At 39.9% G+C, this 12698-nt stretch carries 8 protein-coding genes; 4 read left to right on the top strand and 4 right to left on the bottom strand.

The window, feature by feature from the left end:
• Window positions 1-64 precede the first annotated feature (64 nt).
• Window positions 65-1879: a serine/threonine protein kinase gene (locus AC2JBO_RS20260; RefSeq protein ID WP_496955455.1), complete on the bottom strand. Its 1815-nt coding sequence runs from the start codon at window positions 1877-1879 to the stop codon at window positions 65-67.
• Window positions 1880-2106: 227 nt separating this feature from the next.
• Here AC2JBO_RS20260 and AC2JBO_RS20265 point away from each other — a divergent pair, with 227 nt between their 5' ends.
• The 3 genes from AC2JBO_RS20265 to AC2JBO_RS20275 all read left to right on the top strand — a co-directional run bounded on the left by AC2JBO_RS20265 (window position 2107) and on the right by AC2JBO_RS20275 (window position 5597).
• Window positions 2107-3147, top strand: a complete 1041-nt coding sequence (locus AC2JBO_RS20265) for a methyltransferase (RefSeq protein WP_496955456.1) — start codon at window positions 2107-2109, stop codon at window positions 3145-3147.
• 261 nt (window positions 3148-3408) lie between these two features.
• Window positions 3409-4377 (top strand): DMT family transporter, encoded by a 969-nt coding sequence (locus AC2JBO_RS20270; protein ID WP_496955457.1) that lies wholly within the window; start codon window positions 3409-3411, stop codon window positions 4375-4377.
• Window positions 4378-4457: 80 nt separating this feature from the next.
• On the top strand, window positions 4458-5597 hold the full coding sequence (locus AC2JBO_RS20275; RefSeq protein WP_496955458.1) for a TauD/TfdA family dioxygenase: 1140 nt from the start codon (window positions 4458-4460) through the stop codon (window positions 5595-5597).
• A 45-nt stretch (window positions 5598-5642) separates the two neighbouring features.
• Here the strand turns inward: AC2JBO_RS20275 and AC2JBO_RS20280 are convergent, their stop codons facing one another.
• Both AC2JBO_RS20280 and AC2JBO_RS20285 read right to left on the bottom strand, forming a co-directional pair.
• The gene (locus tag AC2JBO_RS20280) at window positions 5643-6857 is read right to left on the bottom strand and encodes an MFS transporter (RefSeq protein WP_496955459.1); all 1215 of its coding nucleotides are present in this window, start codon (window positions 6855-6857) and stop codon (window positions 5643-5645) included.
• 19 nt (window positions 6858-6876) lie between these two features.
• Window positions 6877-7074 carry a hypothetical protein gene (locus tag AC2JBO_RS20285; RefSeq protein ID WP_496955460.1) on the bottom strand — a complete coding sequence of 66 codons (198 nt, stop codon included), beginning with the start codon at window positions 7072-7074 and terminating at the stop codon, window positions 6877-6879.
• 151 nt (window positions 7075-7225) lie between these two features.
• On the opposite strand from AC2JBO_RS20285, the gene AC2JBO_RS20290 reads away from it, so the two are divergent.
• Entirely contained in the window at window positions 7226-10606 is a 3381-nt protein-coding gene (locus tag AC2JBO_RS20290) for an amino acid adenylation domain-containing protein (protein WP_496955461.1), read from the top strand.
• 68 nt (window positions 10607-10674) lie between these two features.
• Here the strand turns inward: AC2JBO_RS20290 and AC2JBO_RS20295 are convergent, their stop codons facing one another.
• On the bottom strand, window positions 10675-12279 hold the full coding sequence (locus AC2JBO_RS20295) for a peptide ligase PGM1-related protein (RefSeq protein ID WP_496955462.1): 1605 nt from the start codon (window positions 12277-12279) through the stop codon (window positions 10675-10677).
• Between the last annotated feature and the right edge of the window lie 419 nt (window positions 12280-12698).

Below are 12698 nucleotides of genomic sequence, written 5' to 3' on the forward strand. Positions count from 1 at the left end.
AGCACTCAGCACTCAGCACTCAGCACTCAGCACTCAGCACTCAGCACTCAGCACTCAGCACTCTTTACTTCCACCCTAAAACTTTTAACCAAGGAACTATTAGGTAATGACTTACAGCTAGGTAGAAGCTGGTGAAAACTCCTATAAAACTGAAGAAGATAACTTTCGGCACCAGCGTATAGGCTTCTTGTGAGAGTAGAAAGTTGAAGACGTTGGGCGATAAAATACCAAGATTTATAAGTAAGGCGAAGGTCAAGGCAGAACCAAACGCACTAATTAGGGCATGAACAAGATGATGACTACGTAGCCCTAAACCAAGAGTTAGGAAGGAAACTGCAATTAATATCAGTCCCATTAATCCTTCACCCGTAGCTTTTGGCACAATATCGCCTGCAAGTGGTTTAGCCATCGCTGCAAATATTACCCATGCTAAACTGTAGCCACTAATACTCATTATTGAAGCGATAATGAAACGCCGCTTTTGTCCAAATGCTCCACTAATTGTTAATGCCCAGGCTGTTCCTAAACCAGCAACTGCAAATAAGATTATTTCTGAACCTGCTACAGATATATTTGTATTATCTAGAACTCCAGGTAGTTGGTTAGCTACATACGCTGCAAGTTGTTTTCCCCAAATCGTATTATTGGCGACTAGTAAACCGACGATTGTACCAATACTGGCGCCAATCCCAGCGTTTAGCATTGCCCAAGTGGTACTGAGACAAGCAAGAATAGTATTAATGAATGTTTTAACTGTAAAAAGTAATGTTTGAGAGGTAGCTTGTGCGAATGCAGTCGTCATTTGCACGCTTGCACCTTTTAACTGTTGCCAAAAGTTAGATAATGGTGACGTGGTGTTATTAACTTGATGCGTAATTTTAGTAAATGTTTTCTGAACGTTTTGTCCAACAGTCGAAAATACTGATAATGCTGGCGCCGCATGGGACATACTGGCGATTCTTTTTTGAATTGCCGTAGCTGACGTGGGACGAGAACGCACGTCTGTTTTGACCATTTCTTCGAGTAAATCAGCCAATTTGGGTTTAACGTCAACTAAATGGCGCCAACGTAGTTCTCCTGTCATAGGGTCTTCCAAATCTGCCGGGTTTCGAGCGGTGAGCAATTCTATCATCGTTCGACCGAGAGCGTAAAAATCTGCTTGGGGTCCAACGTTAGTACCTGTTAGCTGTTCAGGGGGACTATAACCCGACGAAAATAACCGCGTTGAACGGTTGGGAAACCGAAGCATCGCGGAACTAACCTGCTTGACTCCACCAAAGTCGATTAAAACTAGCTGATCTCCGCGCGCTGCACCGCGCGAAAACGAAGACGATCTTCGCAGCATCATATTAGAGGGTTTGATATCGCGATGGATAATTTTGCGCTGATGCAGGTGGTTGAGGATATCAATAGCTTGAAGGAGCCAATTGAGTACTAATACTTGTGGACAACCTTGCGGATAATGCTTTTGAATTTCCTCCAGCGTCAACCCGTTGATTTTTTCCATCACCAAGCATGACAGTTTGCGAGGTTTCGGGTGTGAAAACTCAACCTGAAAATGCCCGCAAACGTCAACAGTTGGAACTCCGGGATGTTCGAGATGGCATAGTATTTCAGCTTCTTGAACAAACAGTTCGAGTGCTTTGGCTGAATCTTCGATTAAGATTTTTAGCACTTTCTCAGTTTGTGTGAGAGTATCCCAAACCGTGTAAATTTGAGCAAAACCGCCAGAACCTAATGGTTGTAATGGCACATAACGATCGAGTAGCTGTAGATTAGAGCCACAACTATTGCAATACTTATTACTCCAAGGTTGCGGATAGGGACGCGAACACTCAGGGTTTATACAATGAATCGCACTATTATTGACCTGGGACACAACCGTTTAATAAGACACTGGCTTAGTTGATTGTACTAAACACAGGGTAACGCGAACTGTCATTCATTAACTATTGTTAAGTATTTTGAGCTATAATCGTTACAAAATTTTAAATTTCCGGTTAAGGACTGAAGTCCTTACAACGAAATTCTACGAAATTCTACGAAATTTACTCAATTGTAAATAAAAAGTACAGTAGTATAAAATCTTGACACGGAGAAATTGAATTGTTAGGAACGAATTCAGCATCTAATCGGCTTGCTAAGATGATCTATGGTTACTGGCAAAGTCAGTGCCTTTATGCGGCTACAAATTTAGGCATACCAAACCTGTTACAGTCTGGACCAATGACTGTGGAAACGATAGCAAAAGAAACTTCTACAAAAGTAGAACCCCTCTACGTTCTTCTCCGTGCTTTAGCTCATTTGGGTGTGTTTTTAGAAAAGCAAGGACGTGTATTTGCAGCAACAGAACTCTCAGAACAGTTAATAACGAATAAAGGAGAGCCAACTCTTGGACATTTTCTGTTGCATATTACAGAACCGCCTATGTGGGATGCTTGGAAAGAATTAAGTAATTCCATAAAAACAGGAGAAGTCCCTTTTGAGAGGGCACATGGCAAGAATTTCTACGAGTTCTTTATGACGGAAAACCCTGATAGTAGAGAGCTTTTCAACAATTCCATGAGCTTTTTAACTAATCAGGCAGTTGATTCGCTGTTTGAGTTTTACAACTTTGGTCAGTTTGATACTGTTATGGACGTTGGAGGTAATCAAGGTACACTCATCGCCCATATTGTCAAGAATTTCGGATGTAAAGGTATATTATTCGATCTACCACACGAGGTTGCCACAGCTCCGGCTTTTCTCGCAAGTCAGGGAATTGATAAAGATGATGTGCAAGTTATTGGTGGTAATGCCTTAAAGGAGATACCAAAGGGTGCTTCTGCTATTGTTATGAAGTATTTTCTCTCTGTGTTCAGTGTTGAAGACGCGCGTCAAGTCATAACTCGGTGTAGACAGGCTCTTCCAGAACAAGGTAAGGTGGTACTTCTACAAACACTTGTTCCACCTCGTGGGGCGCCTGTAGAATATCCAGATGGAACTATCCCAGCTCTTGCCGCAGTTCAAATGATGGTGACAAATCCTGGGGGGTATTGGCGCACAGAACAAGAATATAAAGAGTTATTTGAAAGTAGCGGCTTTAAACTCGAAAAAGTCATTCACACGGGAACTAGCCTGACAATAATGGAATTTAGCAAGTGCTAAATTTCTTGGGCTGCCCTTTTGTTTGGATATGTTCTTTCGCAGAAGCGGGATAACATATCCTGACACGATTTTAGGTCTGATATGATTTTTTTTTCGCAAATTAGTGTAAACATAATTAATTATTTCCATTGATAGATTTATGCCTCCTTTATATATGGATATCAAAAAAGTGTCATAATTGTTACATAAGACACTTTCAACCACAAAAGGCGAAAAAGTAGCTGGGAACACAAATACATTTAATGTTCTAATTACAAATAAATGCTCAAGGTTAAACTCAAATCCCCACTCGAAAAGTTATTCGCATCACCAACTTCGGTAGCATTTGCTTCCTTAGTACTTAGCTTAGTCGCTCTATCTTTTTCGCCAATTCTAATTCGCTTGAGTGAAGGTGAACTTGGACCAAACGCCACGATTTTTAACCGTTTCTGGATTTCTACTCTCGCCTTTATACTTTGGAATCAGTTTACAGCCGCGCGTCGGCAACTGGCTGGTAGTATACCCGAAATACGACATAGTTACACAGTCAGGGAAATTTTGCTTTTGGTAGGAGTAGGGGTCGTGATGGTCGCTACTCTTCTTTTATGGGCTTGGTCTTTAGGTCATACCAGCGTTGCAAACTCAACGCTCATGCACAACTTAGCGCCATTATTTACGGTAGTAGGGGGATGGCTAATTTGGGGTAAGCGGTTTGACGGTAGATTCCTTAGTGGTATGCTCGTAGCGATAGCAGGAGCTTGCCTTTTAGCATACAAGGACTTGTCATCTGGCAGTGACGAGAAACTCCAAGGAGATTTGGCGGCAATACTATCAGCCGTTTTTTTGGGTTTATACCCACTTCTCGTTGAGCAACTGCGAACCAAATTAAGTCCAGTAGTTATTATGACTTGGTGTTCTGCAATTGGCACCGTCTTACTTTTCCCCATTGTTATATTTACTGAGAATAAAATTTTCCCTAGCTCGTTAAGTGAGTGGTTTTACGTAATTTCACTAGCATTGTTATGCCAAATATTAGGGTTAGGGCTTTATGCTTTTTCCCTTCATAAGTTATCTTCAGGATTTGTTTCGTTGTGCGACTTGTTTGTTCCCGTTCTTAGCACCCAAGAAGCTTGGATTATTTTTTCCGAAAGTCCGAGTTGGGTTACATTAGTGAGTTTTACTGTAATTCTATTAGGGGTATGTATAACTTCAACTAGCCAATCTGCTATTAAAATAACTGAACCAGTTTAGTGTAAGTGGGGCTATGCCCTACCTACAAATTATTATTATTATTATATTTATGCACTGCTTAGTTAGTTAGTTAGAATATAATGCAAAATCTTCCAGTTTCGATTTCCTCTGACATCAAATTACGGTTTTTGCGAGATGACGAAAAAACCTTTGTAAGTCGCGAAAAACATCTACCTCTAGTTATAGAACCAGTTAAGGATAAATCCTTCCCCGGTTTGATGCATTTGGTTAATGAAAATGGCACCTGGTTTAACGAACAAATAGATATATATGGCGCCGTTTTATTTCGAGGCTTTGAAATTAAAAATGGGAATCAATATCAAGAAGTTTTAGAGCGACTAAATATCCAACTAGAGTCCGTTTATCACTTCGGCAGCGCTCATCGGGTACGCATAACCGATAAAGTTTTCACATCATCAGAAGCTCCACCAGATACAATTATTGCTCCTCACAATGAATTGAATATGGTTCCTTGGCGCCCCAACATACTAGCTTTCTTCTGCCAAGTCGAGTCAGAGTTATATGGTGAGACTCCAATTATAAATACAGAAAAGTTATTTCAGAGCTTATCACCTGGTTTGCAGCACAAAATTTCCAACCTTCCTCAGCGATTTGTACGGCATGTTCCCGAACATCTTTTAGAATTAGTTTTCGAGGGACTATCACGAGAAGAAATTACTAAACTTCTTACAGAACAAGGGTTTGATTTTAACTGGGAAGAAAATGGCTCTGTAAATTTTGAATGTTCCTACATCACCTTATTTAGTCACCCCAGAACGAGTAGACTTTGCTTTTGTCTTAGCATTGTTGATTGTTTAGTAAGTAGAGAATGGTATCGAAACATTAGTCAACGGTATCCATTAAATAAAAGACTGTACTATAATTGGCTACCAGCTTCTCTGTACAAAAACTTTCAGCAAAAATTGACAACAGCAGCAACGGTTGTAGATGGTTCGCAAAAAAGCACTAGTACGCTTGATGCTTATTTTGTGAATAGTGACGGTGAATATGTTGATATGACAGAAGCAGAGGCAAAAGAATTGGGGAGAGCTGAGTGGGAAAATGCAGTAATATTTCGATGGAAGCAAGGAGATATTCTGATAATCGATAATTTACAGGTTGCTCATAGTAGATTAAATACCAAGCAAGGGCGTAAGATACTCACTGCTTTTGGAAACATGTGTAACATTCGCAATATGAAACCAGCCACCGTAGGTTAGGCGTCCCGCCTGACCGATGCTAAATGCACAGGTGGGACGCCTATGCTACGATGATGACGGTGATGCTTCTCGCTGTAATTTAAGTAGAGGAATGAGAAACCAGCAAAGCATAGTAAATGCAGCACTGATAATAACAAGAATAGAAACACTCACTCCCCTGCTGTATAAATAACCTCCTAAAATGGGCCCAGGTTGTCTAACTAGTTGATATACAGACATTAGCATTGCGTAGGTTGCACCTTCTGCACCAACAGGACAAGACCTTGCTGCAATTTCTAAGACACCCAGCAGGGCTATCATAGAAAAAAATCCAAAAAATATACTAACCAAGATAGCGCTCTGTGTATTGTGTATAAATAGTAAAGCAATTGTCGAGATAGTAGTTAACCCAATTGCTAAATTTAGCAGCAGCCTTCGGGAAATCCTAATGGCAAAAATGCCGAAAACGAGGGCGCCTACACCATTAGCCAAAGCTTCAAATGTACCTAAAAGACCAATAAATTGAGGGTCAAACTTCAAAACATCCTTATAGTAATAGACAATGTAATTTACCAGTGGTGGGATGAGAGTAAACTGAAGGCAAGCAATAAAGCCCAAAACAGCGAGAAAATTGCGCGACTTTACAGCTGACCAAATAGCTTTCAGATTACTTTGAACTGAAACATTTTTTCGTTGTTTTTTTTCATCACCAAGCAATATAAAGGTAGCAAATAAACCAATCAATGGAACCATTGCAGTGAGTAGAAACGCCATTGATAGATTAGAATTTTTAGCAAGCCAGCCGCCGATATAATACATTAGGGCTTGACCAAAACTTAGAGCTGTCCATTGAACTGCCTGTAACAGAGCCGTATTGTTGATAATTGTGCCTTGAACGACCATTATTTTATCTGTCATCACGTCGCTAAAGGCTATAAATATATTGACAAAAATGAGACCGACTGCTAGTAAAGAATATGTATTAACTTGAAATCGACTTAATCCTAGCAACGCAGTAAGCGCTAGCCCATAACAGATAAAAAAGTAGCTTTTGAATTGATAGCCAAACAATGAAACAGCATCTGCAATGATTCCATAAACTGGTCTAATTAACCAGGGTGTGAAAATTAGAGTGCTAAAGGATGCTAACTGCGCTGGTGAAAGTCCTAGGTTATCTTTGAGATAAATGGTTAGTGGAAGACCGAAAAGCCCTGGATAACATCCGTAAGTTTGAATTAAGTAAAATAAGATCATGATGGCAATAAGTTTCTGTATTGTCATCGAATCTTCTCTAGTAGTGTTAGACATTTTTTACCTGATTTTTTAAGTTACCAAATTTAATCGACCCATTAAACTTTATAATATAGCCGATATCCATACCAGGTCGTACAGTAATTGTAAAAATATATTCACGTAGAGACGCGATTAATCGCGTCTCTACAATCGCGTCTCTACAACCTGGGATGGCATCGGCGCCAGTAAAAATGAAAATGCACATAATGGCGCCTATTACATACTCCGAGAGAATTAATTTTTTGAAAATCTCTTACGCATTAGGAGGTAGGAACGCGGTTTTTTTATTGGTATTATATATGATGAACAAGAAACCGGGTTTCTTCGCGTAATTAGATAGGAATAAATTATTCAACATGACAGCATCATTTCCGATCTCAGAACTTAAAGAATATTGGGGAAAAAACTTATCTGGAGAATTACCTTTACTTGAATTTCCCACGAGTGTACCTCGCTCTACGATAAAAACTTACAATTGCTCCTCTTATACTTTTGCAATCAACAATAAACTAAGTTTCTTACTACAACAACTAGCAAATAGTGAAAGTGTCAGCATTGAGAACCTTATTTTAGCAGCATTTAAAGTTCTACTTTACCGTTACACGAATGAGAAAGATATTCTTGTTGGGTTGCAACTAACGAAGCGTGATAGACCAGAATTGGAAAAAGTGCAAAGCAGGGCTAACATAGTTGTATCACGAGATGTAATATCAGAAAACACTTCCTTTGAAAACTTTCTAAAGAAAGTTAGTCATAGAGTTTTAGAAATAAGCGACTATCAAGATTATCCCTTCGCTTCATTAGTAAAACAACTACAATCAGAGTCTAATTCCACTCACTCACCAATTTGCCAAACTTTATTTACTTACCATCATCAACACTCACCTAGAGCTACCCTTATTAAGGGGGGTTGGGGGGATCAAAAAGGTCTAGAATTTGATTTGAGCCTAGAAGTCACACAAACTTCTGATTCATTCCTTTGTAATTTTAAATACAACGCCAATCTCTTAGATGCAGCGACCATCACTCAGTTAAGCGAACATTTTCAGAACTTACTTCAAAGTATTGTATCAAATCCAGAACAGTCAGTTGCTCAGTTGTCATTATTGAGTGAGAGCGAACTTGAAAAAATACTGGTTGAGTGGAATGCTACTGAAAGCGATTATGATTCTATAACTCTCCACCAATTAATTGAAGCACAGGTAGAGCGAACACCAGACGCGGTTGCAGTTTATTTTGCTGGCTCACAACTTACTTATCGTGAATTAAATCAACGTGCGAATCAACTCGCACACTATTTACAAACACTGGGAGTAAAACCAGAAGTTAAGGTCGGCATTTGCGTCGAGCGTTCTTTAGAAATGTTAGTAGGACTTTTGGGTATCCTCAAAGCAGGCGCCGCTTACCTACCTTTAGACCCAGGTTATCCACAAGAACGTTTAGAATTAATATTATCCGATTCTCAGGCGCCAGTATTGCTGACTGATAATCAAAATTTATTTCCTGATAATGAAAGGAAAGTAGTTTGTTTAGCTACACACCGAGAAAATATTGCTGCTTGCAGTAAAGATAATCCTACATCATCTGCAACAGCAGCAAATCTGGCTTATGTTATCTATACTTCTGGTTCAACTGGTAAGCCGAAAGGAGTGGAAGTTCTTCACAGCGGTGTCGTCAATTTCTTAAAGTCGATGCAGCATGAACCCGGTATTAATAAATCAGACGTAGTTTTGGCAGTTACTACAGTCTCATTTGACATTGCTGGTTTAGAGTTATATCTACCTTTAATAACTGGCGCCAAAGTAGTATTAGCTAGCCGAGAAATAGCAAGTGATGGCAGGCGCCTTATGGAGTTACTCGATACTACAGGTGCTACAATCATGCAAGCCACCCCAGCTAGTTGGCGAATGTTACTTGCAGCCGGATGGAGTGGTTCTAAGCAATTGAAAATTTTGTGCGGTGGCGAAGGTTTGACGAGTGACTTAGCGCAGCAGTTACTAAAACTTGGCGCCGGGGTCTGGAATTTATATGGACCAACTGAAACTACTATTTGGTCAACTGTTTGTAAAGTAGACACTGAGAAATTATCTCACGCTTTAGTTCCCATCGGTCGTCCCATTGCCAACACACAAATCTATATATTAGACGAGTATTTCCAACCAGTTCCTGTAGGAGTTATTGGTGAATTATATATAGGTGGTGCAGGAGTTGCGCGCGGTTATCTTAACCGTCCCGAACTAACAGCCGAACGGTTTATTGCTAATCCTTTATTACCCGGTTCCTGCTTTTACAAAACTGGAGACTTAGCTCGTTATTTACATAATGGCACTATTGAATACATTAGTAGAATCGACAATCAAGTAAAAATTCGGGGTTTCCGTATTGAACTAGGGGAAATTGAAAACGCCCTATCCGCTCATCCTCAAGTACGAGAAGCAACTGTCATTACCCGTTCTGACCAATCATCAGAAATACACATAGTAGCTTATATTACTAGTAATCAAGAACCAACTCCAAGCACGTTGCGTGATTTTCTCAAACAGAAGCTACCAGATTATATGATACCCGTAGCTTTTGTGATATTAGAGGCATTACCCCTAACTCCTAGTGGAAAAGTAGACCGTCGCGCGTTGCCAAAGCCAACACTTTCTAACTTTAGCCAACACAATCAATTTATCGCACCGCGTAATGATACCGAAAAAAGACTGGCTTTAATCTGGTCAGAGATTTTAAACATTCAGCCAGTAGGTGTAAAAGATAACTTCTTTGAAATTGGTGGAAGTTCTCTATCAGCAATATTCTTAATCGCTGCAATTGGGCAACAATTTAATAAAGAATTACCCTTGTCGGCAGTCCTCACAAATCCTACTATTGAAGGATTTGCATACCTGCTCAATACTACAGATACTTTTGATAAATCCCTCCTAATTCCGCTACAACCAAAAGGTAATAAGCCGCCCTTTTTCTGCGTACATCCCGCAGGTGGTCATGTAATGAGCTACTTGAAATTAGCGCAGTATCTAGGTAACAACCAACCGTTTTATGGTTTACAAGCACAAGGGTTTAATGGAGAAGAACCTTTAACGCGCGTCTTGGATATGGCTAGTTTGTATGTCCAAGAAATCCAGAAACTCCAGCCGAATGGTCCATATTATATTGGAGGGTGGTCATTTGGGGGAGTTGTAGCGTATGAAATGGCGCAGCAACTACAAAAACAAGGACACGAAGTTGCTTTATTAGCGATTATAGATTCATATGTCCCAATACTCTTGGATAAAAAGAAGAAAATTGACGCTCCTTATTTAGTTGGCGCCCTTTCGAGGTATTTTGGTGGAATGTCGGGTCAGGACAACTTAATAACACCAGATGAAATTAAGCACTTGAATGCTGACGAACAAATTAACTATATATTAGACAAGGCAGTAGAAGCAAAGATATTACCGCCATCAAATCAAAGCCAACAAAACCGACGCATCGTCGATGTGTTAGTGGGAACGCTAAAAGCCACTTATTCCTATGTGAAACAGCCATATTCAGGAAAAGTCACAGTATTTAGAGCAAAAGAGAAGCATATTATGGCGCCTGACCCAACTCTCGTATGGGTGGAATTTTTCACTATTATGGAAGCGGAAGACATAAAAATTGTTGATGTTCCAGGTAATCATTACACATGTGTCTTGGAACCTCATGTACAAGTACTAGCAAAACACTTAAAATCAAGTTTGGCGCAATTGTAGCACAGGCATCCTTGCCTGTGCAGTGGTCAGGCAGGGATGCCTGACCCACAAGATGACCCACAAGAAATTTAACCTTCTTCCCAAGAAATTGGCAGGGTGTATTCTGAGATAGCAGAAAAGTCTTGATTTTTACTACTGCTTTCTGCATCCAAAACTTTGGTGACTTTATTATAAATATCTTCAGCTTCTTGCAACGAGTCACCAATACTTGTTAAGCCTAATTTACCAAATTGTGATAGGCAACCCATTAAATGGAATACTGTTCCTGTTTCAGTACCAGAGTCAAAATGTAATCGGTGATGGGCGATAATATCCATCAAGTCGTTGGGTAATAGTCCTTTATAACGGTCTTTTTGCAGGTTGTCTGTGGCAATATAATATTTTGGGCGCCCTTGTTGACTGTAAAATAAGCCAGTTGAAGTATTATAACGACCGTTCGTTAGTAGTTTTAAAGTCATGAAGGGGTGGGTAGTGCCGCCTTTTCGCAAGTTAATTTCAATCGCTTCAATATCCCACTCGCCATTTTCTTTCTGAACGGTGATAAAGTCAACACCGAAACGTTCCAAGGCGCCTTTTTCTGCTAAATTTTTACCAACTTTTAAACCTAACTGCTGTAAACGTAACCGATATGCCTCATCAGCAGGAAATTTACAACCTAAGTAAATTTGCCCATCGGGTCCACCCAATATTTGGTCGTGGGTAGATAAAATTTCCACATCCCCACTGGGAGTAATGCGTCCTTGAACACTAGGAGAACGTTTGATTTCTCCTTCTACAAAAGCTTCAACAATGGCGCCAAGTTCTCCAATACGAACAGAAAAATTCTCCCAACTTTCCTGACTTGCTTGGAAACGCAACAGTGGAAAATTTTCTTTAATGGCAGCAACCCGTTCTGAGTGTGTACCGTTAGGTGGCACAATATTAGAAGATATTGGTCGCAAGTCTAGAAGCGCATTACCTTCTCCAGAAATACCTTCGTTGAGTTTGACGACCATACGTTTGAGGGTGGGTTGACGTTCCCATAGCTCGGCAGCACAAACGGCTAATTCATCTACAGTTTTAACTAAAGGGCTACCGTCAGGATGAGGAACATTCGCTTCTGCAAAAACTTGCCTGCTGCCACTTTTGGTTCCCCATATTTGAAGGTTTGGGGCAGGAGCATATAAAGGCACACTCAATTTAATAGATAATTCAGCCTCTAACTCGGTGGCATTATAGCACGTTATGAATGATTTATTTAATCGCAAAGCTTGACGAATCCGCTCAAGCAAACGGGGACGTTCTAAAATTTTCTGGCTTAAGGGCTTTTGCGATGAGTCATAAGTAGATAGGAGTAAAAGACGGTTACGCGCGTGGGAAAAAGGAATTCCCGGTAATAACTGTAGGTAATAATCAATAACGCTCGGATGCAATGGCATTGAAGTTACATAAATTAATCTTGTCCGAGGATTTCTTAACCTAATTAACGAGAATAATAATCGTTCTTCATAATGTTCACAACCTTCGATTTTTATGAGTTCGCGTTGGTCAATACTTAGCGAGGGAATGACGACAATATCAGCATCGCTGTTGTCAAATAACTCGATGGTTTTCCAACGGTCACGTAAAGTTAGTTGCAGGTTACAGAACGCATCAACCTGGTCTATCACATGCGAACTATCAAAGGTTTGCATTGTAGTTATGCCTCATTTACTTCCATCATACGCTTGACACGTAGGTATATGCCTACTTTGGGCGTAGATGTTTATTATTTCTAAAATATATATCTTAAATTTGGAGTAATTATTTGACGTTCGCAATTACTCTAAAGAAGCACTTTTGATATTCTCCTCAGTTCTTGGGAGAGGGGTTAGGGTGAGGTTATGCCTCAAGGTTGATATTAGCTATGATATTTTTTTATTTGTTTATATCAAAAGAGCGATTAATTACCGTAAAACACAGTTTATATTTTAAATATACATTTACGAACAAACCTCAATTACAAAGGGTTTGCGTTCGTGAATAACCGTTGTTGGGTTGTAAGGGTACAGCTTTTCGTGTGAGTGGGTGAAAAGCATTATTACCTTAGTTATTCGATAGTACCAGCGATAAC

The organism is Calothrix sp. CBUCES-K 9914 (assembly GCF_059640475.1).